Origin of the sequence: Blautia sp. BIOML-A1 (genome assembly GCF_009883055.1) — a bacterium.
Classification (GTDB): Bacteria; Bacillota; Clostridia; order Lachnospirales; family Lachnospiraceae; genus Blautia_A.
This window is the reverse complement of sequence record NZ_WWVR01000018.1, coordinates 1-23810: the sequence shown is the minus strand read 5'-3', so window position 1 is coordinate 23810 and position 23810 is coordinate 1. Positions and strand designations below refer to the sequence as shown.

Below are 23810 nucleotides of genomic sequence, written 5' to 3'. Positions count from 1 at the left end.
AGGAGAAAATATGACCACACCTTATCTTGGAAATCCTAAATATACCATTGAAGTCCTTCAAAAGTACGGTTTTGTATTCCAGAAAAGGTTTGGTCAGAATTTTCTGATCGATACACACGTTCTGGATCGTATTATTTCTGCTTCTGAAATTACAAAAGATGATTTTGTATTGGAAATTGGTCCGGGAATCGGAACCATGACCCAGTATCTTGCAGAGGCAGCGAGAGAAGTCACAGCAGTTGAGATTGATGATGCGCTGATTCCAATTCTGAAGGATACGCTGAAGGAGTGGGATAATGTAACCGTTCTTCATGGGGATATCCTTAAGACTGATATCTGCAAAATTGCAGAGGAGAAGAATCAGGGACGTCCGATCAAGGTCGTTGCCAATCTGCCGTATTATATTACAACACCGATTATCATGGGATTATTTGAGAGCCATGTTCCGGTAAGTTCTATTACTGTAATGGTACAGAAAGAAGTTGCAGACAGAATGCAGACGGGCCCGGGCTCTAAGGAATACGGAGCACTTTCTCTGGCAGTTCAGTATTATGCGGAGCCAAAGATTGTTGCAAATGTACCGCCGAATTGTTTTATGCCAAGACCAAAGGTGGGAAGTGCAGTGATCTGTCTGACAAGACATCAGAATCCGCCGGTAACGACGCTGGATGAAAAGCTGATGTTCCGTCTGATCCGAGCATCCTTTAATCAGAGAAGAAAGACATTATCAAACAGTCTTAAGAATTCACAGGAGCTGCCGTATTCCAGGGAAGAGGTAGAGGCTGCAATTACAGAATGTGGACTTCCGTTGAATATCAGAGGAGAAGCACTGACATTGGAACAGTTTGCCAGATTGTCAGACTGCTTTGTAAAATTAAATAAATAAACAATAAAAAGCATCCGGTGGCTGGTCGGATGCTTTTTACTATTTATTAAATTTAAAAGGAAGGAGAGTTGATAGCCATTTCAGGTTATCAACATATGAAAAAGAAAATTATAAAAATAATGTTGGCTGTATTATTTTTATGGCATTAGTATATCCAGAAAATATGATGGAATCGTGTTGAAGTTATGAAAAAACAGTGAACAAAGGTCAAAAGTTTTATGAATAGAACAAGGATAAAAAAGTTTACAACACAGCCTGAAAAGTATGCTATAATAGGCTCGCCTGAATGGAAAATGTTTGGGTGGTTACATGGAAATAATAGATTCAGGAGGTAATTACAATGAAAATAAACAAAAAATTCAGCGCACTGGTACTGGCAGCAACTCTGGCATGTACAACACCGGTAATGGTATATGCACAGGACAGCAGTTCAGAGATGGTTGATCAGGCAGTAGAGATTCTTAAGGATAATGGAGTAGATGATCTGCTCTCCAATCCAGATAAAGTGGTTGACCTGATCATGCAGACAAAAGAGATTCTGGGACAGGTAGATGTGACAGACGAGGAGATCGGATCTGCACTTGATGTAGCTGCGGAGAGTGTGGGCGTTACTCTGACGGACTCTGATAAAACAACTTTGATCCAGTTATATAATAAATTCAAAAATACAGATCTGGACGAGGAGCAGTTAAGAAGCCAGGTGAATAAGGTATATAATAAGCTGGAGGAGCTTGGAATTACAAAAGAGGATGTTAAGGGAATTCTCGGTAAATTAGTGGATTTGGCCAGAAGTATTTTAAACTGACCTTGTGTGACAGACAGGAGTGCGTTTGTGAAAAACAAACATGAAAAAATATAAAGAAAATAAAATAGTATAGTATAATTGAATAAAAAAAACGAATAAACGCAAAATAAATTGTGCAAATACACGGAAACTTTACTGTTTGTTCATATAAAGTTCATAATTAATTGTTATTATAAACACAGTTCGAAGAGAACTTCACTAACAGACGTTGTAATGTTCTTCATTACACATAAATTTTTTCATAATAATCGCCCCGGTAAACCACTACCGGGGCACTCCTCGTTTATAAGGGCTTTTGTCGGAAGGCCTTTTTATTTTGTCTAAAACTACCAGATAATAAGACATCCCCCAAAAAACTCTGTGAGGAAGTGGCTTTTTCCACTATAAAAAATATGTTATACTAAGTTTGATATAACTTTTCAGGAGATTTATAGTTACAATTTATCTAAAATATTTGATATATCAGGAAAATGATTGTAATTGTTTGCAGGAAAGGTGAACAGCTACAATTTATGAGAGGAGATAATACAGATCATGACTGAGTCAATGAAAGATTATGAAAAAGAACTGGAAGCTTCTATGAAGACAATAGAGGAAGGAGATATTCTTACCGGAAGTGTGATCAGCGTAGATGAAAAAGAGGTAATTCTTGATCTGAAATACTATGCAGAAGGTGTGATTCCGGCAGAGTATTTCAGCAGAGAACCAGGATTTAGTCTTAAGGAAAACGTACAGGAAGGTGATGAGATTTCTGCCACAGTAATCCGAAAAGATGATGGAAACGGAAATATTCTGCTTTCAAGAGTAGAGGCAGTGGATGTTCTTGCATGGGATAAACTGAAAGAACTGAAAGAAACAGGAGCAGTTCTGGATGTTGTAGTTAAGGGGATCACCAATGCAGGTGTGATCGCATATGTGGAGGATGTCAGAGGATTTATCCCGGCATCCAAGCTTTCTCTTGAATATGTTGAAGATACAGAAGAATATCTGAATAAGCCAATTCAGGTACAGGTAATAGATGTAGACAAAGAAAGTAAGAAACTTATTCTTTCTGCCAAAGAGATCCTTCGTGAAAAGGCAGAAGAAGAACGCAGAAATAAAGTATCAAATCTTGAAATCGGCCTGATCACAGAGGGAACTGTTGAGAGTCTGCAGACATATGGGGCATTTGTAAATCTTGGAAACGGTCTTTCCGGTCTGGTTCATATCTCTCAGATATGTGAGAAGAGGATCAAGAAGCCATCTGAAGTTCTTTCAGTGGGAGATAAGGTGAAGGTGAAAGTCACAGCGATCAAGGATGGAAAACTCAGTCTCAGTATCAAAGAGGCATCTGATATGATGGCAAAAGAAATCGAAGAAGAAGTTTATGAAGTTCCGGATGCAGGAGAACAGGCAACCACTTCACTGGGCTCTCTTTTTGCAAATATTAAACTGGATTGAAAGGATAGCGATCAATGAGAAATCAGGAGAAAATTTTTGTTATAGGACATAAAAATCCAGATACGGATTCTATATGTTCAGCAATTGCATACTGCGATATTAAAAACAGGACAAGTCAGAAGCAGAGATTTGTTCCGAAGCGTGCAGGTCAGATCAATGAGGAGACGGAATATGTACTGAGTCGCTTTGGTGTGCAGCCACCGGGATATTTAAGCAATATCGGAACACAGGTAAAGGATATGGATATCCGTATGAGTCCGGATGCAGACAAAAGTATGTCATTGAAGGCTGCATGGGATATCATGCAGGAAAACAGCATTGTTTCACTTCCGATCAGAGATAAGGAAGGTGCTCTTGAGGGTCTGATCACGATCGGTGATATTGCAAAGACTTATATGGATACTACGGACAGTTATCTTTTATCCAGAGCGAGAACACAGTATCAGAAGATTGCAGAAACTATCCATGGAGAGATCATTGAAGGAAATCCTCATGGATATTTTATCAAGGGACGAGTTATGGTGGGAACCGCGAACCCGGATAAAATGAAAGAGTACATTGAGGAAGATGACATGATCATCATGGGAGACCGTGAAGAAGATCATCTTCAGGCAATTGCCCAGAATGTGAGCTGTATTATTGTGGGACTTGGAATCCAGGTTACAGAAAATGTTGTGAAACTGGCTCATGAAAAGGATATTATCATCATCGCCTCACCATATGATACCTTTACAATTGCAAGACTGATCAACCAGAGTATTCCTGTCAGATATATCATGAAAACAGATAATCTGGTAACTTTTAATACCGAAGATTTTACAGATGACATACAGGATGTTATGATCAAGCATCGTCATCGGGCCTTTCCGGTCATCAACAAGAAAGGAAAATGTATCGGTACGATATCCAGACGTAATTTCCTGGGTATGCACAAGAAACAGGTAGTGCTTGTAGACCACAATGAAGTGGACCAGGCAGTTGATAATATTGAAAAAGCAGATATCCTTGAGATCATCGACCACCATAAACTCGGAACGCTGCAGACGGTTCAGCCGATCAGTTTCCGTAACCAGCCGGTAGGATGTACCGGGACGATCATGTATCAGATTTATGGCGAACAGAAGCTTGAAATCCCGCCTAAGATTGCAGGACTTCTGTGTGCTGCAATTATTTCAGATACGCTGATGTTCCGTTCTCCGACTTGTACACTGCAGGATAAGATGGCAGCAGGAGCACTGGCGCTGATCGCAGATATTTCTATTGAACAGTTTGCAAAAGAGATGTTCCGGGCAGGAAGCAATCTGAAGGATAAATCTCCGGAAGAGATTTTTTATCAGGATTACAAGAAGTTTATTGCAGAGGGAGACATCTGTTTTGGTGTTGGTCAGATCAGTTCTATGGATTCAGAGGAGCTTAAGGAAATTAAGGCAAGACTGCTTCCGTTCATGGTAAGTGAGTGTGGACGTCACGGAGTCACAAGAGTTTACTTTATGCTTACGGATATCATCACTCAGTCAACAGAGCTTCTGTTCTATGGAGAGGGAAGTCGGGAAATGGCGGAAAATGCATTCAAGATGGAACCGCAGGATGATGCATTTTATCTTGAAGGCGTAGTTTCCCGTAAGAAACAGCTGATTCCTCCGCTTATGGAAGCTGCACAGATGTCAGGCGAATATGCATAAACAAAAAGAACAGACAGGAGAATTTTGGAACAATGGCAAAACAGACCTGGAAGGCAGGAAATATGCTGTATCCGATTCCGGCAGTAATGGTGAGCGTTACAGATGGAGCAGGACAAGATGATATTATAACAGTAGCCTGGACCGGTACGATCTGTACAAATCCCCCGATGGTTTATATATCTGTCCGGCCAAGCCGCTTTTCACATCATATGTTGATGGAAACGGGAGAGTTTGTTATTAATCTGACGACAGAAAAACTTACCAGGGCTACTGATTACTGTGGTGTGCGTTCCGGCAGAGATGTCGATAAATTTAAAGAAACAGGACTCACAAGAGAAAAGGCTGAATTTGTAAAGGCACCTATGATCAGGGAATCACCGGTATCTATAGAGTGCCGCGTCACAGAAGTTAAGAAACTGGGATCTCATGATATGTTTCTCGCGGAAGTACTTGCGGTACATGCGGATGAAGAATATATGGATGAGAATAATCGCTTTGATCTCAACCGTGCACGTCCACTGGTATATTCCCACGGAGAATATCTTGGCACAGGAAAGAAACTGGGCACTTTTGGTTACAGTGTCAAAAAGCGGAGAAAAAGTGCGAAAAAATGAGGGTTATCAAAGAGGGATTGCAGAAACAGGGCATTTATGATAAAATGGGCGTTAAGCAATTTGTAAGAAATGGAACAGGAGAACGGACATTTTATGAATAACATAACATTGATAGGAATGCCTGGAGTTGGTAAGAGTACGATAGGCGTTGTCCTGGCAAAGGTATTGGGCTATCAGTTTCTTGATTCGGACCTTCTGATCCAGAAACAGGAAAGAAGACGCCTGCGTGAGATCATTGAAGAAGAAGGTTATACAGGATTCAAGGAAATTGAAAACAGGGTTAATGCTTCAATCGATGTAAATCATACAGTGATTGCGACCGGTGGAAGTGTCGTGTACTGTGAAGAGGCTATGAATCATCTGAAGTCTGTTGGAACAGTTGTATATTTGAAATTGTCTTTGGATTCCCTTTCAAAGCGTCTTGGCAATCTGCAGTGCAGAGGCGTTCTGCTTAAAGAAGGACAGACTCTTAAGGATCTGTACGAAGAACGTACTCCGCTTTATGAGAAATATGCAGATGTTGTACTGGAGGAAGAGGGGAAAGATTTGGAAGAAAGTCTTCATGACCTTTTGGAAATACTAAAAGAGAATTCAATTCAAAGTAACTAACAGGTAACTGTTCACAGGTACTGTCAGGAGTAAAGTGAACAGTCAGACTAACAATGGAGCGAAGGGGAACAGAGTAAATTTTTATTTACAAATGCTAAATCTGTGCTATAATACAGATTTTGAGAATGAGATTTATATCTGGCATTCGCTTCGACTTTCGGAGTGAAAATAATTATAGAGGTGCTTTATGGAACAGTATGTAATCAAAGGTGGCAATCCGTTAGTAGGAGAGGTTGAGATCGGTGGCGCAAAGAACGCAGCGCTGGCTATTCTTTCTGCTGCAATTATGACGGATGAAACTATTCTTATCGAAAATCTGCCTGACGTAAGAGACATTAATGTTTTGCTGGAAGCAATTGCCGGGATAGGAGCTCAGGTTGAGCGAATTGACAGATCCACAGTTAAGATTAACGGATCTACAATTGATGATATCAGTGTAGATTATGAATATATTAAGAAAATCCGTGCGTCTTATTATCTTCTCGGCGCATTACTTGGCAAGTATAAACATGCAGAGGTTCCGCTTCCTGGCGGATGCAACATCGGCAGCAGACCAATTGACCAGCACTTAAAGGGATTTCGTGCATTAGGAGCAGAGGTAAACATCCTTCATGGTGCAATTGTAGCAAAGACAGAGAACCTTCACGGAAGCCATATTTTCCTGGATGTTGTATCTGTTGGTGCAACGATCAATATTATGATGGCTGCTTCTCTGGCATCCGGACGTACTACGATCGAGAATGCGGCGAGAGAGCCGCATGTCGTAGACGTGGCCAACTTTCTGAACAGTATGGGAGCAAACATCAAGGGTGCAGGAACAGATGTTATCCGTATCAAAGGAGTTGAGAAACTTCATCGTACAGAATACTCTATCATTCCGGATCAGATTGAAGCGGGAACGTTTATGTTTGCTGCTGCTGCAACCGGTGGAGATGTTACAGTAAAGAATGTTATCCCGAAGCATCTTGAAGCAACAACTGCAAAGCTTGAAGAGATCGGATGTGAGGTTGAAGAATTTGATGATGCGGTACGTGTACGTGCCGGAAAGAGACTTCACCGCACTCATGTCAAAACCCTTCCGTATCCGGGATATCCGACAGATATGCAGCCGCAGATCGCTGTTACACTTGCTCTTGCAGAGGGAACAAGTATCGTGACAGAGAGTATTTTTGAAAATCGTTTCAAATATGCGGACGAGCTTTCCAGAATGGGAGCAAATATTAAAGTTGAAGGAAATTCAGCGATTATTGATGGTGTTCGTAAACTGACAGGAGCAAGAGTCAGTGCACCGGATCTTCGTGCAGGTGCGGCACTGGTCATTGCAGGTCTGGCAGCAGATGGAATCACGGTTGTGGATGATATCGTTTATATCCAGAGAGGTTATGAGAACTTTGAGGAGAAACTGAGAAGTCTTGGAGCTGAGATCGAAAGAGTTTCCAGCGAGAAGGAAATCCAGAAATTCCGTCTTCGTGTAGGTTGATAAAAATTGTCGATCTGAACACTTGACAAGTATATAAAATAAGTTTATTGTATGTACGATGATAACTTTATAAAGCGGCCTTTTATTCAGAGTGGTGGAGATACAAAGGATCTGTGAAGCCACGGCAACCCCTCCCATAAGAGGAAGGTGCCAACCTGAGCGAGTGATCGAACAATAAGAGGATTGAGATGAAATTCAAGACAGTCCTATTGTTTGGGCTGTCTTATTTTGTTATACAGAAGACACTGGTAAATGAGTTGTAAGAAAGGAACAAATCATGGAGAAAATTTTATTTACATCTGAATCAGTAACTGAAGGCCATCCGGATAAAATGTGTGATGCCATTTCCGATGCCATTCTTGATGCAATCATGAAAGAAGATCCAATGGGTCGTGTAGCATGTGAAACAGCTACAACAACAGGTCTTGTACTTGTTATGGGTGAGATCACCACAAGTGCTTATGTTGACATCCAGAAGATCGTAAGAGATACTGTAAGAGAAATCGGCTATACCCGTGGAAAATACGGATTTGATGCTGAGACCTGTGCAGTTATCACTGCAATTGATGAGCAGTCCGTAGATATCGCACTTGGTGTTGATAAGGCTCTGGAGGCAAAGATGGGCGAAGACGAGATCGATGCGATCGGAGCCGGAGACCAGGGTATGATGTTTGGATATGCTTCCAATGAGACAGAAGAATATATGCCATATGCGATCAACATGGCACATAAGCTTGCACGTCAGCTGACAAAGGTTCGTAAAGACGGAACCCTGTCATACTTAAGACCAGACGGAAAAACCCAGGTAACTGTTGAATACAGCGAAGATGGAAAACCGATCCGTATCGATGCAGTTGTATGCTCAACACAGCACGATCCGGAAGTTACCCAGGAACAGATCCACGAAGATATCAAGAAATATGTCTTTGATGAGATTATTCCGGCGGATATGGTCGATGAGGATACGAAATATTTCATTAATCCTACAGGACGTTTTGTAATCGGCGGACCTCACGGCGACAGTGGACTTACAGGCCGTAAGATCATTGTTGATACTTATGGTGGAGCAGGCCGTCACGGCGGCGGTGCTTTCTCTGGTAAGGACTGCACAAAGGTTGACCGTTCAGCAGCATACGCAGCACGTTATGTGGCAAAGAATATTGTTGCAGCAGGACTGGCTGACAAATGTGAGATCCAGCTTTCTTATGCAATTGGTGTTGCAAAACCGACTTCAGTTAATGTTAATACATTTGGAACAGGAAAACTTTCTGATGGCAAGCTTGTTGAGATCATTCGTGAGAATTTTGATCTTCGTCCGGCAGGAATCATCCGTATGCTTGACTTAAGAAGACCAATCTACAAACAGACTGCTGCCTACGGACATTTTGGACGTACAGATGTAGATCTTCCATGGGAAAAACTGGATAAAGTTGATGATCTGAAGAAATATCTGTAAGACATGTTTTTTTCACTGTTTTTATAGAAAATTTAGAGATAGGAATATCTTGATATGATATAATGAACGCATATATAGCGAATACAGATTCGACATATATGCGTTCGTTTTTTCTATACTTTACTAATGCAAGAGGCGAGGATGCGTTATGAAATTAAAACAGAGGATCATACTTGGATTTCTGATGATCATACTTGTTCCGATGCTGCTGTTAGCCGCTGCCTTATATGGATTCAGCGAAGCTCAGCACAGGAATTCTGCCAGGAATGATACGATTCAGGAAGCAGGATATGACATTACGATCGGAGAAACAGATGGCAGTGATCTGGGAGTTCGGATCATGACGAAGGATCTGTTTTTTACGGCACTGATCATTCTGATATTTACCAGTGTGTCTGTAGGACTCTGGATATACAGAAGTGTAGCCACTCCACTGGTAAAACTGCGGAAAGCCACGCAGAATATCAAGGATGGCAATCTTGATTTTGTTCTTTCTGTGGAGGGAACAGATGAGTTTTCGGAACTTTGCAGGGACTTCGAAGAAATGAGAAGAAGGCTCAAGGAATCGGCAGAAGAAAAAATTGTTCTGGATAAAGAAAATAAGGAACTGATCAGTAATATCTCGCATGATCTCAAAACACCGATTACAGCTGTAAAGGGATATGTTGAGGGTATTATGGACGGTGTGGCAGACACACCGGAAAAGATGGATCGTTATGTCCGTACAATCTATAATAAAACGGTTGAGATGGATCATCTGATCAACGAGCTTACTTTTTATTCCAAGATTGATACAAACCGTATTCCATATACTTTCAGTAAACTGAATGTAGAAGATTATTTTTCGGACTGTGCAGAGGAAGTTGGTCTGGAACTGGAGACAAGAGGAATTCAGCTCTGTTATGCCAATTATGTAGACAGTGATGTACAGGTCATTGCCGATGGAGAACAGATTCGAAGAGTGATCCATAATATTATCAGTAATGCCATTAAATATATGGATAAGGCAAAAGGAATGAAGGGCATCATACAGATCCGGGTAAAAGATGTCGGAGATTTTGTGCAGGTCGAGATTGAAGATAACGGAAAGGGGATTGCAGCCAAAGATCTTCCGTATATTTTCGATCGTTTTTACCGGACAGATGTTTCGCGTAATTCTGCAAAAGGAGGAAGTGGAATCGGCCTTTCAATCGTGCGAAAGATACTGGAGGATCATGGCGGTAAGGTATGGGCCACCAGCCGGGAGGATATTGGCACGATCATGTACTTTGTTTTGAGAAAATACCAGGAGGTACCTGTAAATGAGTAAGATACTGATCATTGAGGATGAAGAAGCAATCGCAGATCTGGAGAAAGATTATCTGGAATTATCCGGATTTGAGGTCGAGATTGCGACAAGAGGTGATATGGGCCTTGAAAAGGCTCTGAAGGAAGAGTATGATCTGATCATTCTTGATCTTATGCTTCCGGAAGTTGACGGATTTGATATCTGCCGTCAGGTACGTCAGGAAAAGAATATTCCGATCATTATGGTTTCGGCGAAGAAAGATGATATTGATAAAATCCGGGGGCTGGGACTTGGGGCAGATGACTATATGACGAAACCATTCAGCCCAAGTGAGCTGGTTGCAAGAGTAAAGGCCCATATGGAAAGATATAACAGACTTGTAGGCTCCAATGTGGCAAAGAATGATATTATAGAGATTCGTGGAATCAAGATTGACAAGACTGCCCGAAGAGTATGGATAAATGGTGAGGAGAAAACATTTACAACCAAGGAATTTGATCTTCTTACCTTTCTTGCAGAAAATCCAAATCGTGTATTTACCAAGGCAGAACTGTTTCGCCAGATCTGGGATATGGAATCTGTGGGAGACATTGCAACGGTCACTGTTCACATTAAAAAAATCCGTGAAAAGATTGAATTTAATACAGCAAAACCTCAGTATATCGAAACAATCTGGGGAGTAGGCTACAGGTTTAAGGTATAAAATTTATGGAAAGATTATATAGAGCATTAGAAAATTACAGCAGGGAAGATTATTATCCGTTTCATATGCCGGGTCACAAAAGAAATCCAGGAACCGTTGATACGAAACTGCCATTTGACCGGGATATCACGGAAATAGAAGGATTTGATAATCTGCACCATCCGGAGGGAATTCTGAAAAAATCTCAGGAAGCAGCGGCAGAGGTATATGGCACAAGAGAATGTTATTACAGCATCAATGGAAGTACAGCAGCACTCCTTGCAGCCGTTTCAGCAGCAGTGCCAGGAAACGGACAGATACTTGTTGCAAGAAACTGTCATAAAGCTGTTTATCATGCTCTGTATCTTAGAAATCTGACACCAACTTATGTTTATCCGCAGATGGACAAAAAGTGGTGGATAAACGGCGGAATTTCACCGGATAAGGTGGAAAGAGCACTGGCCGCGAATCCAGAGATCAAAGCAGTGCTGATCACTTCCCCCACTTATGATGGCGTAGTATCTGATATTGGGAAGATCGCAGAAATCGTGCACAGACATGAAATTCCACTGATCGTGGATGAGGCACATGGAGCACATTTTCATTTTTCAAATTATTTCCCGGTATCAGCGGCAGATCTGGGAGCAGATCTGGTTATCCAGAGTTTTCATAAGACACTTCCGGCAATGACACAGACAGCAGTTCTTCATAACTGCAGTGAGCGTGTGGACAGCAGACTGATTCGAAGATTTATGGGGATTTATCAGAGCAGCAGTCCGTCCTATATCCTGATGGCAAGTATAGATGCCTGTATGGATAAGATGGTTACGGATGGGAAAGAAATGTTCAGGGAATTTACCAGAATTCTTGAGAAGGCAAGACGAAGACTCTCAGAATGTAAGTATATCCGTCTGGTTTCTCCGGAAATCGGTTCAGCAGGAGTATTTGATTATGACCGGTCCAAGTTGATCTTTTCTACACGATATACTTCGATGACAGGAACAGAACTGGCACAGCTTCTTCTTGAGAAATATCACATTCAGGTAGAGATGCAAACGGAGCATTATGTACTTGCACTGGCAGCAGTTGGTGACAGCGAGGAAGGGTTTGAGAGACTGTGCCGGGCAATAGAAGAAATTGATCAGGAAGAATCACAGAAAAAGAGAAAAACAGAAGGACAGATTGCTGAAAGAGTTGCATATACATCTATGAATCAGCTTATGTCTGTCACTGAGGCGATGGAAGCGGAGAGTGAGGTTTGCAGACTGGAAGAAAGCGTTGGCAGGATATCTGCGGAATTTGGATATCTGTATCCGCCGGGAATCCCATTGATCGTTCCGGGAGAACAGATTACTGGACAATTTATCCGTAATATGAGAATATACATGGAAGAGGGATTATATCTGCAGGGACTGGAGGATTATACCAATGATACCATCCGTGTAATATCCCAGAATACTACGAAGGAGCAGCCAGGCTGATTTCATGGGAAAAATTTTTTATATTATGGGAAAAAGTGCCAGCGGTAAGGACAGGATATATTCACTGCTGGTGGAAAATAAAGAACTGAATCTTAAGAAGCTTATATTGTATACGACAAGACCTATCCGTGCAGGTGAGGAGGAAGGTGTACAGTATTATTTTACAGATGACAGCAGGCTTCAGGCGTTTGAGGCAGCCGGAAAGCTGATCGAAGCCAGAGCTTATCATACAGTTCATGGTATTTGGACATATTTTACTGCGGATGACGGACAGGTAGATCTTTCGGAGGGAAATTATCTGGGAATCGGTACACTGGAATCTTATGAGAAACTAAAAGCATATTATGGAGCAGAGTATGTAATACCAATCTATATTCAGGTAGAGGATGGGGAGAGATTACAGAGAGCACTGCTAAGAGAAAGAGAACAGGACAATCCAAAGTACGAAGAACTGTGCAGGCGCTTTCTGGCAGATCAGAAAGATTTTTCAGAGGAAAATATCCGGAAAACAGGAATTAAATTAAGATTTACCAATGATAATTTAGAATTATGTGTCAAAAATATTATAAATTATATAAATTCCTTTTCGCAGACAAAAATAGTTTTGAATGGGCAATAAAGTATGCTATAATGTAGAAATAGCGAACAAAGATTCGTATATAGAAACTATAAACGAGAGAGGTGATTCTGAATGGTTAGTTTCAACAATATTATCGGACATGAAGAAATCATCAGGCATCTGAAGAATGCCATGACGACAGGAAAGATATCTCATTCCTATATCTTTACCGGAAGACCAGGATCGGGAAAGAAGCTTCTTGCAACGACTTATGCAATGACTCTTCAGTGCGAGGCTGGGGGAACGGAGCCATGTCAGAAGTGTGATTCCTGCAAGAAAGCCATAGGTAAGAACCATCCGGATATTATTATGGTGAATCATGAGAAACCGGGAACTATTACCATCGATGAGGTGCGTGATCAGGTGATCCATGATGTAGCGATCAAGCCATACTGCAGCCAGCACAAGATATATATCATTCCGGATGCGGAGATGATGACAGTGCAGGCGCAGAATGCTCTTCTTAAAACAATTGAGGAACCGCCGGAATACGCTGTGATCATGCTGTTGACCAGCAATGTGGATGCTCTGCTTCCTACGATTCAGTCACGATGTGTAAGACTTGATCTGAAGGTAGTAGATGACAATCTGGTTAAGAAATATCTTATGGAGCGTCTTCATGTGCCGGATTATCAGGCAGAGATCGATGTATCTTTTGCACAGGGAAGCATTGGAAAGGCTCAGGAAGCGGCAACATCCGAAGAATTCAGTAAGATGACGGAGAATGCACTGAAGATACTGAAGTATGTAAACACTATGCAGACGTATGAGCTTACAGATGTGCTTCGTGCGCTTTCAGATGAGAAGCAGCATATAAGTGATTATCTGGATATTTTCCAGTTCTGGTTCCGTGATGTTCTGATGTTCAAGGCTACCAGAGAGATAGACAATCTGGTGTTCAAGCAGGAAATTAATTATATAAAGGAACAGGCGAGCCAGCGTTCATATGAAAATCTCGAAAAGATACTGGAGGCACTGGAAAAAACAAAGGTACGTCTGCGTGCAAATGTAAATTTCGAGCTTGCTCTTGAACTTCTGTTCCTGACGATCAGGGAGAGTTAGAATGACAAAGATAGTTGGAATCAGATTCAGAAATGTCGGTAAAATATATTATTTTGACCCGAAGAATTATAAGATGCAGGTGGGCGATCATGTGATCGTAGAAACTGCCCGCGGAGTAGAGTTTGGAAGAGTTGTACTTGGACCGAAGGAAGTCGGAGAGGACGAGGTGGTTCATCCGCTCAAAGAAGTATTAAGAGTGGCAACTCAGGCAGATGAAGACAGAGAGAAACAGAATCGTCTTAAAGAAAAAGACGCTTTTAAGATCTGCCAGAAGAAGATCCGTGAGCATGGCCTGGAGATGAAGCTGATCGATGCAGAATATACATTTGATAACAACAAAGTGTTGTTTTATTTTACAGCAGACGGAAGAATCGATTTCCGTCAGTTAGTTAAAGATCTTGCTGCGATTTTCAAGACAAGAATTGAATTGCGGCAGATCGGAGTCCGGGATGAGACCAAGATTCTGGGAGGAATTGGAATCTGCGGCAGATGTCTCTGCTGCCATACTTATCTCTCAGAGTTTGCACCGGTATCCATCAAGATGGCGAAGGAGCAGAATCTTTCGCTGAACCAGACCAAGATTTCCGGTGTATGTGGAAGATTAATGTGCTGTCTCAAGAATGAGCAGGAGACATATGAGGAACTGAATAAGAAGCTTCCGGGAATCGGAGATACTGTTACACTTCCGGATGGCATTCAGGGAACGGTTCAGAGTGTGAATGTACTTCGTCAGAGAGTCAAGGTTGTTGTTGAAGTAAACGACGAAAAAGAAATTCAGGAATTTCCAGTAGATGAATTGAAGTTTCGGGCGCGCAGAAAAAAGATCAAGATATCTGACAAGGAAATGAAGGAACTGGAAAAACTTGAGGATAAAGAAGGAGATATAAAATCTCATGGAAAGAAATCCGCAGACTGATCTGGTACATTTGGGAGAGCGGGTCGATGACCTGCAGAATGGATTTTATGTAATTCAGAATCCTGAGAAATTCTGTTTTGGAATGGATGCAGTTCTTTTGTCCGGTTTTGCAAAGATCAGAAATAATGCAAGAGTTCTGGATATGGGAACCGGTACAGGAATTATTCCGATCTTGCTTAAGAGCAGGGAGAAGGGAACACATTTTACAGGACTTGAGATACAAAAAGAATGTGCAGATATGGCGTCACGCAGTGTTGCGTATAATGGACTGGAATCTGCAATTGATATTGTATGCGGAGACATCAAAGAGGCTGCTGAAATTTTTGGAGCAGCTTCTTTTGATGTAGTAACAAGCAATCCTCCATATATGATAGGAGAGCATGGATTACGTAATCCGTATATGGCAAAGGCGATCGCAAGGCATGAGGTGCTTTGTACGCTGGAAGATGTAGTAAGTCAGGCCTCCAGAGTGCTCAAAGACAGGGGTCATTTTTTCATGGTGCATCGTCCGTTTCGTCTTGCTGAGATTTTTCAGGTGATGATGAAATATAAGCTGGAGCCGAAGCGCATGCAGCTGGTATATCCATACATAGACAGAGAACCGAATATGGTGCTGATAGAAGCCTGTAAGGGAGGAAATTCAAGAATTACGGTAGAACGTCCTCTGATCGTTTACGAGAAGCCGGGAGAGTACACAAAGTCTATCCTGGAAATATATGGGATGGTATGATGCTATGGATAAGAACTTAAGAAGGAGAGCTGATTTATGAGCGGAAAATTATATCTTTGTGCAACGCCGATTGGAAATCTGGAAGATATCACTCTGCGTGTTCTGCGTACACTCAAAGAAGTAGATCTGATCGCAGCAGAGGATACCCGGAACAGTATTAAGCTGCTCAATCATTTTGAGATAAAAACGCCCATGACCAGTTATCATGAATATAATAAGATCGACAAGGCCTATACATTGATTGAAAAGATGCAGAGTGGGATGAATATTGCTCTGATCACAGATGCGGGAACGCCGGGAATTTCAGATCCTGGAGAAGAACTGGCGGCAATGTGTTATGACGCAGGGATTGAGGTGACCTCTCTTCCGGGACCGGCAGCCTGCATTACAGCATTGACATTGTCCGGACTTGCAACCAGAAGATTTGCTTTTGAAGCATTTCTTCCGATGGACAAAAAGGAACGCAGGGAAATTCTGGATGAACTGGTGAACGAGACCAGAACAATCATAATGTATGAGGCACCGCATAAACTGGTCCGTACACTTAAGGATCTGAAAGAGACACTTGGTAATCGTAGAATGACACTTTGCAGAGAACTGACCAAAAAGCATGAAACGGCTTTTCACACAACAATTGATGAACTTATTATCCGTTATGAGAATGAGAAGCCGCTGGGAGAATGTGTCCTTGTGATAGAGGGTAAAAGCCGTCAGGAACTGAAAGAAGAAGAGATGGCTTCCTGGGAGGAAATTTCTATCGAAGAACATATGGAGATTTACGAAAAACAGGGATTCTCAAGAAAAGATGCGATGAAGAAGGTTGCAAAGGACAGAGGCGTATCCAAAAGAGAAATTTATCAATATCTTGTTCAGTAAAAGTAGGGACTGTGTTTCTGATTTTATGAGAAATACAGTTCTTTTTTTTGTACATTGATTTTGCGGTTTTAATGGAAAGAATGTAGTTTTTGTGCTATAATAAATTAGTATACGTATGTCCAATAGAGGACATGACAGGTGTTTTAATATAAAATGATTGAATGACAGGAGGCAGCACATGGGCGGAGAAAATACGGAGTACGGAGCGGACCAGATTCAGATTTTGGAAGGGCTGGAAGCGGTTCGTAAAAGACCGGGTATGTATATTGGAAGCACATCCAGCCGGGGTCTGCATCATCTTGTATACGAAATCGTAGATAATGCGGTGGATGAAGCGTTGGCCGGATATTGTACAGAGATCCAGGTAATCATCAACCCGGACAATTCCATTACTGTTGTCGATAATGGACGAGGAATTCCGGTAGGGCTCAACCACAAGGCAGGGATTCCGGCGGTAGAGGTTGTATTTACCATTCTTCATGCCGGTGGAAAATTCGGCGGTGGAGGATATAAGGTATCAGGAGGACTTCATGGTGTAGGCGCATCTGTTGTAAATGCTCTGTCCGAGTGGCTGGAGGTCACCATATATCGTGAGGGCAGAGAATATAAACAGCGCTATGAGAGAGGACATACAATGTATCCTCTTAAAAATATAGGCGAATGCGAACCGGAAAGAACAGGAACGACGGTTACCTTTTTGCCGGATAAAGAAATCTTTGAGGAAACTGTTTACGATTATGATATCCTGAAACAGCGCCTTCGCGAGATGGCATTTCTGACCAAAGGGCTTCGCATTGTCCTTAAAGATGAGAGAGAAGATTCCAAAAAAGAGAAAGTTTTTCACTATGAAGGTGGAATCAGAGAATTTGTAACATATCTGAACAAGAGTAAAGAGCCTCTGTATCCAGAGGTTATTTACTGTGAGGGAGAGAAAGATGGCGTTGCCGTAGAAGTGGCAATGCAGCATAATGATTCCTATACAGAGAACAGTTATGGATTTGTAAATAATATCAATACACCGGAAGGCGGTACGCATATCGTCGGTTTCCGTAATGCACTTACCAAGACCTTTAATGATTATGCGAGAAAGAATAAACTTCTTAAGGACAGTGAGCCGAACTTAAGTGGAGATGATATCCGTGAAGGGCTGACTGCGATCGTAAGTGTTAAGATTGAAGAACCTCAGTTTGAGGGTCAGACAAAACAGAAGCTTGGAAACAGTGAGGCACGAGGAGCAGTAGATTCTGTCGTAAGTAAGCAGCTTGAGATCTTTCTTGAGCAGAATCCATCTGTAGCAAAGGCTACTGTGGAGAAATCTGTTCTGGCACAGAGGGCAAGGGAGGCAGCACGTAAAGCACGAGACCTTACCAGAAGAAAATCAGCACTTGACGGAATGTCGCTTCCGGGTAAGCTTGCAGACTGTTCGGACAAAGATCCTAAGAATTGTGAGATTTATATCGTAGAGGGAGATTCAGCCGGTGGTTCTGCGAAGACCGCAAGAAACCGTGCGACACAGGCAATCCTTCCGCTTCGTGGAAAAATCCTTAATGTAGAGAAGGCACGTCTGGACAGAATTTATGGAAATGCAGAGATCAAGGCAATGATCACAGCATTTGGTACCGGTATCCATGAGGATTTTGATATCAGCAAACTGCGTTATCACAAGATCATCATCATGACAGATGCCGATGTTGACGGAGCACATATTGCAACACTTCTGCTGACATTTCTTTACAGATTCATGCCGGAGCTTATCAAGCAGGGATATGTATATCTGGCACAGCCGCCACTGTACAAGGTAGAAAAGAATAAAAAAGTCTGGTATGCCTACGATGATGCACAGCTGAACAGCATCCTTGAGGAAATCGGACGTGACAACAATAACAAGATCCAGCGTTACAAAGGTCTTGGTGAGATGGATGCAGAGCAGCTTTGGGAGACAACCATGGATCCGGAGAGACGAATTCTTCTCAAGGTCACTATGGATGAATCTGCTGCCTCTGAGATCGATCTGACTTTTACCACTCTTATGGGTGATAAAGTTGAGCCAAGACGTGAATTTATCGAAGAAAATGCACGTTTTGTAGAAAATCTGGATATCTAGGAGAATAAAAAATGGAAGACAATATTTTTGACAAAATCCATGAGGTGGATCTACAGAAGACGATGGAGAAATCTTATATAGATTATGCCATGAGTGTTATTGCCTCACGTGCTCTTCCGGACGTAAGAGATGGACTGAAGCCGGTTCAGAGAAGAGTTCTGTATTCCATGATCGAATTGAATAACGGTCCGGACAAGCCACATCGTAAATGTGCCCGTATCGTTGGTGATACTATGGGTAAGTATCATCCTCATGGAGACAGTTCTATTTACGGAGCACTTGTAAATATGGCACAGGACTGGTCAACCAGATATCCTCTGGTAGATGGTCACGGAAACTTTGGGTCTGTGGATGGTGACGGTGCAGCTGCCATGCGATATACAGAGGCACGCTTAAGCAAGATTTCCATGGAGATGCTTGCAGATATTAATAAAAACACAGTTGATTTTCAGCCAAACTTTGATGAGACAGAGAGAGAGCCTGTCGTACTTCCGTCACGTTATCCGAATCTTCTTGTAAACGGTACTTCTGGTATTGCAGTTGGTATGGCAACCAATATTCCGCCTCACAACTTAAGAGAAGTAATCCAGGCAGTTGTTAAGATTATAGATAATATCATTGAAGAGGACAGAGGGACAACGATCGAAGAACTTCTTGATATCGTCAAAGGTCCGGATTTTCCAACAGGAGCAACCATTCTTGGAACAAGAGGAATCGAGGAAGCATATCGTACAGGACGTGGTAAGATCCGTGTCCGTGCGGTGACAAATATCGAGACACTGCCAAATGGTAAATCCCGTATTATCGTTACAGAACTTCCGTATCTTGTAAATAAAGCACGTCTGATCGAGAAGATCGCAGAGCTTGTGCGGGACAAAAAGATTGACGGAATTACAGATCTGAATGATCACTCCAGTCGTGAGGGAATGCGTATCTGTATTGATCTGCGCAGAGATGCTAATGCAAATGTTGTTCTCAACCAGCTGTATAAGCATACACAGCTTCAGGATACTTTTGGTGTGATCATGCTGTGTCTGGTTTCTGTAAACGGAAGTCTTCAGCCGAAAGTTCTGACTCTTCCGGAGATGCTTGAACATTACCTTGCACATCAGGAAGATGTCGTAACAAGAAGAACGAAATATGATCTGAATAAGGCACAGGAGCGTGCTCATATTCTGGAAGGTCTTCTTAAGGCACTTGATAATATCGATGAAGTGATCCGTATTATCCGTGCAGCAAGAAACGTTCAGATCGCAAAGCAGGAATTAATGGATCGCTTTGAACTGACAGATGTTCAGGCACAGGCGATCGTTGATATGCGTCTGCGTGCACTGACCGGTCTGGAAAGAGAAAAGCTGGAAGCAGAATATGCAGAATTAATGGAAAAAATCCGTAAATTACAGGCAATTCTTGCTGACAGAAATACTCTTCTTCGTGTTATCCGTGAAGAAATTCTTGCAATTGCAGAGAAATATGGAGATGACAGAAGAACATCTATTGGATTTGATGCATATGACATTTCCATGGAGGACATGATCCCGAGAGAAAATACAGTCATTACAATGACAAAGCTTGGCTATATCAAGCGTATGACAGTAGATAACTTCCGTAGTCAGAATCGAGGCGGCAGAGGCATAAAGGGTATGCAGACCCTGGATGATGATTATATTGAAGAACTGATGATGACAACAACGCATCATTATGTGATGTTCTTTACCAACACAGGACGAGTATACCGTCTGAAGGCATATGAGATTCCGGAAGCAGGAAGAACAGCAAGAGGAACTGCAATTATCAATCTTCTGCAGCTGATGCCGGGAGAGCGGATCACATCAGTTATTCCGATCAGCAAGTTTGAAGAAGGACATTATCTGATGATGGCAACACGTAAGGGTCTTGTTAAGAAAACTCCGATTCGTGATTATGCAAATGTCCGCAAGGTAGGGCTTGCAGCGATTTCTCTCAGAGATGATGATGAGCTGATCGAAGTAAAAGCAACAGATGATAAGAAAGATATTATTCTTATAACGAAATATGGCCAGTGCATTCGTTTCAAGGAAACAGATGTAAGAAGCACAGGACGAGTTTCCATGGGTGTACGAGGCATTAACCTGCTGGATGGAGACGAAGTTGTTGCTATGCAGCTGAATACACAGGGATATTATCTCCTTGTTGTTTCTGAGAATGGTATGGGCAAGAGAACCTCTGTCAGTGAATTTACCTGCCAGAACCGAGGCGGTAAAGGCGTGAAATGTTATAAGATCACAGAAAAAACAGGAAATGTCATCGGAGCCAAAGCGGTAAATGAAGAAAATGAGATCATGATGATCACCACAGAGGGAATTATTATCCGTCTGCAGTGTTCTGATATTTCTATTCTTGGAAGAATTACATCAGGAGTAAAACTGATTAACCTTTCTGATGGAGTGACAGTTGCAAGCTTTGCAAAGGTCAGAGAAAAAGAAGAAGAAAAAGACAAAGAAGACAAGGAAAAACAGCCGACAGAAGAATAAAGGGGACGTTAGATCATCATGGAGAAGGAATATGTCTCATTAAATGGCAGCAGTAAAATTACCAAAAGCAGTAAGAACAGTAAGAGCCGCCAAAAAACAGGACGTTCAAAATCCAATGTCAGAAGATCTGCACTGGAAACGAAAAAAACTGGAAGTTCAAGAACCGGTATGCGTAATGTCAAGGTCAACGGAAGCAGTAAAGCAGCCAGTTCCAAAACTGTCAGAAACCGAAAAAAGAGCAGATCCAGAAAACAAGATATTCCCGTACAGTATATTGCGGGAGGAGTTATACTTGCAGTTTTGCTCATAGTGATTATTTTTGCTGTGAAGAGTTGCGGAGTCAGTCATAAGACACCGGAAAGAGTTGTTAAGGCACTGATTGAATCTTATGAGAGTGGAAATGAGAAGAAAGTCAGGAAATGCTATGGCGTAACGAAGGCGGATGATAACCTTCAGGCAGAGATGGATGCAACAGTAAAATATTTTGCTGCGCATTCACCGGAAAAAATCCAGATCAATAAATGTGATAAGATATCTCAGGATGGAAACTATACATTTATGTATATCACATATGATCTGGTTCTTAAGAATGGTCAGGCTTATCCATGTATCAGTACTTATATGACTCAGAAAAAAGAGGATGGTAAATATTATGTACTTACGCCATCAGAGATCACGAATGATATGAATAAGCAGGCGGCAGAAAAATATGCTCTGTTTATGAAATCAGATGCATATCAGGAATACACGGTTGCTTATGATAAATTCATTAAGAAAAATCCGGGATATGAAGAAAAAATTGCTTCAAAATTAAGTTAGCAGAAGCTTGGAAGGATGGTAGCAGCATGAAGAGAATCATAATGATGGTATTACGAAATCTTTTCTTTGTGCCTTATGGATGGTTTATGCTGAACTGGTATGCAGGGCATGTGGATGATTATCCCGAAGAAAAGAGATATGCATTGCTCAAAAAAATCGACAGAAGGGCAAATACAGGTGGGAATATTACCATTAAATCCTATGGGACGGAAAACATTCCTTCGGAGAATGGATTTATGTTTTATCCAAACCATCAGGGACTGTATGATGTTCTGGCGATCCTGGATGCCTGCCCGGTTCCGTTTTCCGTTGTGGCGAAGAAAGAAGTTGGAAATGTCCCGTTTTTGAAACAGGTATTTACATGCATGAAAGCCTTTATCATGGACAGAGAGGATCTGAGACAGTCCATGCAGGTAATCATCAATGTTACCAGGGAAGTTAAGAGCGGACGTAATTATCTTATCTTTGCAGAAGGAACAAGAAGTAAGAACGGAAACCATCCGCAGGAGTTTAAGGGTGGAAGTTTTAAGGCAGCAATGAAAGCGAGATGTCCGATCGTGCCGGTTGCACTGATTGATACCTATAAGGCTTTTGACACAGGCTCAATCGCACCTCTGACAGTACAGGTACATTTCCTCAAGCCGATGTATTATGATGAATATAAAGATATGAAATCAACAGAGATTGCAGCAGAAGTCAGAAGAAGAGTCGAGGAAACCATTAAGGAATATGGTGGATGGGACTAAAAGAATATCTTATAACAAAAAACAGTCGGAAGTATTTTGCTTCCGGCTGTTTTTCATACTCATACAATCTCTCGTGCAAGTGCCTGCTGCATGACAACACAGTCTTTACTGTAGCGGCAGTTCCCGTATTCACAGCTTGAATCCAGAAGCTGAAGTCCTTGTGGAGATTGTTCAAATTCGCAGATTACGGTTTGTGTCATGTCAAAATTTCTGCAGTATCCAGTGAAAAACTCTTCTATGATCTCGCCCATAAACACACCTTCTTTCTTCTTGTTCGAGCCGGATCTGATCTGATTAATTGTTACTGTTCACTCCGTTCACACTAACTTGGTCAAAATCCATTCCATGTCACCTTCGGTGATGGGATTTTGACCCGTATGTCTCGGGATTTTGTCATATACATGACAAAACACCTCGCGGAATATTACCTGTGAACAGTTACGATTAATTTTAGTTTATCATAAAATTCTGGTGTTTCCAATATAAGGGTAAAAACAAAACAAAAAAATATTAAAATAAATATAAAAAAGGTGTTGACAATGTAAAGTATGTTATGTATAATTAACCATGCATTTCGGAAAGAAATGCGCTTCAAATTGCATAAGAGATTATGAATTCGGAGTCAGGAGAAGTACTCAAGAGGCCGAAGAGGTGCCCCTGCTAAGGGTATAGGTCGGGTAACCGGCGCGAGGGTTCAAATCCCTCCTTCTCCGTTTTGAAGTTAATAACTTCTGAAAAGAAATTAAAAAAACTTCAAAAAAGTGCTTGACATTCAGAAATGAATGTGGTAAAGTAAACGAGTTGCTGATAAGCAACGAAATCACAAAAGAGTTCGAAAAAGTTTTGAAAAAACTTAAAAAAGTTCTTGACAAACAGAAACGAACATGATAAACTAAATGAGCTGTCGTAAGACAGCGAAAAATACCAAAGAACCTTGATAACTAAACAGTGAAACACATACGATTCTCGAAAATTCTTAACGAATCATCATTCAATAGAATG

Annotated in this window: 21 protein-coding genes, 1 tRNA gene and 1 riboswitch; of the genes, 21 read left to right on the top strand and 1 reads right to left on the bottom strand. The window is 41.6% G+C overall.

Annotation, left to right across the window (positions count from 1 at the left end; all coding sequences use genetic code 11):
• Positions 1-10: 10 nt before the first annotated feature.
• From rsmA to GT674_RS09535, 20 genes are all read left to right on the top strand, one after another.
• Positions 11-886, top strand: a complete 876-nt coding sequence (rsmA, locus tag GT674_RS09630; protein WP_161285487.1) for a 16S rRNA (adenine(1518)-N(6)/adenine(1519)-N(6))-dimethyltransferase RsmA — start codon at positions 11-13, stop codon at positions 884-886.
• Between the two features lie 340 nt (positions 887-1226).
• Positions 1227-1691, top strand: a complete 465-nt coding sequence (locus GT674_RS09625) for a DUF1002 domain-containing protein (RefSeq protein WP_161285486.1) — start codon at positions 1227-1229, stop codon at positions 1689-1691.
• A gap of 534 nt (positions 1692-2225) precedes the next feature.
• Positions 2226-3131, top strand: a complete 906-nt coding sequence (locus GT674_RS09620; protein WP_161285485.1) for a S1 RNA-binding domain-containing protein — start codon at positions 2226-2228, stop codon at positions 3129-3131.
• 14 nt (positions 3132-3145) lie between these two features.
• Positions 3146-4813, top strand: coding sequence for a putative manganese-dependent inorganic diphosphatase (locus GT674_RS09615; RefSeq protein WP_161285484.1), 1668 nt, complete (start codon positions 3146-3148; stop codon positions 4811-4813).
• 32 nt (positions 4814-4845) lie between these two features.
• Positions 4846-5427 (top strand): flavin reductase family protein, encoded by a 582-nt coding sequence (locus GT674_RS09610; protein WP_161285483.1) that lies wholly within the window; start codon positions 4846-4848, stop codon positions 5425-5427.
• 93 nt (positions 5428-5520) lie between these two features.
• Positions 5521-6036: a shikimate kinase gene (locus tag GT674_RS09605; RefSeq protein WP_161285482.1), complete on the top strand. Its 516-nt coding sequence runs from the start codon at positions 5521-5523 to the stop codon at positions 6034-6036.
• Between the two features lie 187 nt (positions 6037-6223).
• Complete coding sequence (locus GT674_RS09600) at positions 6224-7516, top strand: UDP-N-acetylglucosamine 1-carboxyvinyltransferase (RefSeq protein ID WP_161285481.1); 1293 nt, start codon at positions 6224-6226, stop codon at positions 7514-7516.
• A gap of 79 nt (positions 7517-7595) precedes the next feature.
• Positions 7596-7697: riboswitch (SAM riboswitch) on the top strand.
• Between the two features lie 96 nt (positions 7698-7793).
• Entirely contained in the window at positions 7794-8972 is a 1179-nt protein-coding gene (gene metK / locus GT674_RS09595) for a methionine adenosyltransferase (protein ID WP_161285480.1), read from the top strand.
• 148 nt (positions 8973-9120) lie between these two features.
• Positions 9121-10281 carry a sensor histidine kinase gene (locus GT674_RS09590; protein WP_161285479.1) on the top strand — a complete coding sequence of 387 codons (1161 nt, stop codon included), beginning with the start codon at positions 9121-9123 and terminating at the stop codon, positions 10279-10281.
• A complete protein-coding gene (locus GT674_RS09585) occupies positions 10274-10963 on the top strand; it encodes a response regulator transcription factor (RefSeq protein ID WP_161285478.1) in 690 nt (229 codons plus the stop codon). The genes GT674_RS09590 and GT674_RS09585 overlap by 8 nt, the downstream gene beginning before the upstream one ends.
• A 5-nt stretch (positions 10964-10968) precedes the next feature.
• A complete protein-coding gene (locus GT674_RS09580; protein WP_161285477.1) occupies positions 10969-12423 on the top strand; it encodes an aminotransferase class I/II-fold pyridoxal phosphate-dependent enzyme in 1455 nt (484 codons plus the stop codon).
• A gap of 4 nt (positions 12424-12427) precedes the next feature.
• The gene (locus tag GT674_RS09575) at positions 12428-13042 is read left to right on the top strand and encodes a guanylate kinase (protein ID WP_161285476.1); all 615 of its coding nucleotides are present in this window, start codon (positions 12428-12430) and stop codon (positions 13040-13042) included.
• 72 nt (positions 13043-13114) lie between these two features.
• Entirely contained in the window at positions 13115-14104 is a 990-nt protein-coding gene (locus GT674_RS09570) for a DNA polymerase III subunit (protein ID WP_161285475.1), read from the top strand.
• Position 14105: 1 nt separating this feature from the next.
• Positions 14106-15020 (top strand): PSP1 domain-containing protein, encoded by a 915-nt coding sequence (locus GT674_RS09565; protein WP_161285474.1) that lies wholly within the window; start codon positions 14106-14108, stop codon positions 15018-15020.
• Positions 14998-15750 carry a tRNA1(Val) (adenine(37)-N6)-methyltransferase gene (locus tag GT674_RS09560; RefSeq protein ID WP_161285473.1) on the top strand — a complete coding sequence of 251 codons (753 nt, stop codon included), beginning with the start codon at positions 14998-15000 and terminating at the stop codon, positions 15748-15750. Before GT674_RS09565 ends, GT674_RS09560 begins: the two co-directional genes overlap by 23 nt.
• Positions 15751-15786: 36 nt before the next feature.
• The gene (rsmI, locus tag GT674_RS09555; protein ID WP_161285472.1) at positions 15787-16626 is read left to right on the top strand and encodes a 16S rRNA (cytidine(1402)-2'-O)-methyltransferase; all 840 of its coding nucleotides are present in this window, start codon (positions 15787-15789) and stop codon (positions 16624-16626) included.
• Positions 16627-16804: 178 nt separating this feature from the next.
• Positions 16805-18730: a DNA topoisomerase (ATP-hydrolyzing) subunit B gene (gene gyrB / locus GT674_RS09550; protein ID WP_161285471.1), complete on the top strand. Its 1926-nt coding sequence runs from the start codon at positions 16805-16807 to the stop codon at positions 18728-18730.
• 11 nt (positions 18731-18741) lie between these two features.
• The gene (gyrA, locus tag GT674_RS09545) at positions 18742-21243 is read left to right on the top strand and encodes a DNA gyrase subunit A (RefSeq protein WP_161285470.1); all 2502 of its coding nucleotides are present in this window, start codon (positions 18742-18744) and stop codon (positions 21241-21243) included.
• 18 nt (positions 21244-21261) lie between these two features.
• Positions 21262-22062 carry a hypothetical protein gene (locus GT674_RS17395; protein ID WP_243149094.1) on the top strand — a complete coding sequence of 267 codons (801 nt, stop codon included), beginning with the start codon at positions 21262-21264 and terminating at the stop codon, positions 22060-22062.
• Between the two features lie 26 nt (positions 22063-22088).
• Entirely contained in the window at positions 22089-22808 is a 720-nt protein-coding gene (locus tag GT674_RS09535; RefSeq protein WP_161285469.1) for a lysophospholipid acyltransferase family protein, read from the top strand.
• A 59-nt stretch (positions 22809-22867) separates the two neighbouring features.
• Here GT674_RS09535 and GT674_RS09530 read toward each other — a convergent pair whose 3' ends face one another.
• Positions 22868-23059 carry a ubiquinone biosynthesis protein UbiE gene (locus tag GT674_RS09530; RefSeq protein WP_161285468.1) on the bottom strand — a complete coding sequence of 64 codons (192 nt, stop codon included), beginning with the start codon at positions 23057-23059 and terminating at the stop codon, positions 22868-22870.
• Positions 23060-23433: 374 nt separating this feature from the next.
• On the opposite strand from GT674_RS09530, the gene GT674_RS09525 reads away from it, so the two are divergent.
• A tRNA-Ser gene (locus GT674_RS09525) sits at positions 23434-23521 on the top strand.
• Positions 23522-23810 lie beyond the last annotated feature (289 nt).

Coding starts and splice junctions, on each gene's coding strand:
- rsmA (WP_161285487.1), top strand. CDS start 11: ATGACCACACCTTATCTTGGAAATCCTAAATATACCATTGAAGTCCTT.
- GT674_RS09625 (WP_161285486.1), top strand. CDS start 1,227: ATGAAAATAAACAAAAAATTCAGCGCACTGGTACTGGCAGCAACTCTG.
- GT674_RS09620 (WP_161285485.1), top strand. CDS start 2,226: ATGACTGAGTCAATGAAAGATTATGAAAAAGAACTGGAAGCTTCTATG.
- GT674_RS09615 (WP_161285484.1), top strand. CDS start 3,146: ATGAGAAATCAGGAGAAAATTTTTGTTATAGGACATAAAAATCCAGAT.
- GT674_RS09610 (WP_161285483.1), top strand. CDS start 4,846: ATGGCAAAACAGACCTGGAAGGCAGGAAATATGCTGTATCCGATTCCG.
- GT674_RS09605 (WP_161285482.1), top strand. CDS start 5,521: ATGAATAACATAACATTGATAGGAATGCCTGGAGTTGGTAAGAGTACG.
- GT674_RS09600 (WP_161285481.1), top strand. CDS start 6,224: ATGGAACAGTATGTAATCAAAGGTGGCAATCCGTTAGTAGGAGAGGTT.
- metK (WP_161285480.1), top strand. CDS start 7,794: ATGGAGAAAATTTTATTTACATCTGAATCAGTAACTGAAGGCCATCCG.
- GT674_RS09590 (WP_161285479.1), top strand. CDS start 9,121: ATGAAATTAAAACAGAGGATCATACTTGGATTTCTGATGATCATACTT.
- GT674_RS09585 (WP_161285478.1), top strand. CDS start 10,274: ATGAGTAAGATACTGATCATTGAGGATGAAGAAGCAATCGCAGATCTG.
- GT674_RS09580 (WP_161285477.1), top strand. CDS start 10,969: ATGGAAAGATTATATAGAGCATTAGAAAATTACAGCAGGGAAGATTAT.
- GT674_RS09575 (WP_161285476.1), top strand. CDS start 12,428: ATGGGAAAAATTTTTTATATTATGGGAAAAAGTGCCAGCGGTAAGGAC.
- GT674_RS09570 (WP_161285475.1), top strand. CDS start 13,115: ATGGTTAGTTTCAACAATATTATCGGACATGAAGAAATCATCAGGCAT.
- GT674_RS09565 (WP_161285474.1), top strand. CDS start 14,106: ATGACAAAGATAGTTGGAATCAGATTCAGAAATGTCGGTAAAATATAT.
- GT674_RS09560 (WP_161285473.1), top strand. CDS start 14,998: ATGGAAAGAAATCCGCAGACTGATCTGGTACATTTGGGAGAGCGGGTC.
- rsmI (WP_161285472.1), top strand. CDS start 15,787: ATGAGCGGAAAATTATATCTTTGTGCAACGCCGATTGGAAATCTGGAA.
- gyrB (WP_161285471.1), top strand. CDS start 16,805: ATGGGCGGAGAAAATACGGAGTACGGAGCGGACCAGATTCAGATTTTG.
- gyrA (WP_161285470.1), top strand. CDS start 18,742: ATGGAAGACAATATTTTTGACAAAATCCATGAGGTGGATCTACAGAAG.
- GT674_RS17395 (WP_243149094.1), top strand. CDS start 21,262: ATGGAGAAGGAATATGTCTCATTAAATGGCAGCAGTAAAATTACCAAA.
- GT674_RS09535 (WP_161285469.1), top strand. CDS start 22,089: ATGAAGAGAATCATAATGATGGTATTACGAAATCTTTTCTTTGTGCCT.
- GT674_RS09530 (WP_161285468.1), bottom strand. CDS start 23,059: ATGGGCGAGATCATAGAAGAGTTTTTCACTGGATACTGCAGAAATTTT.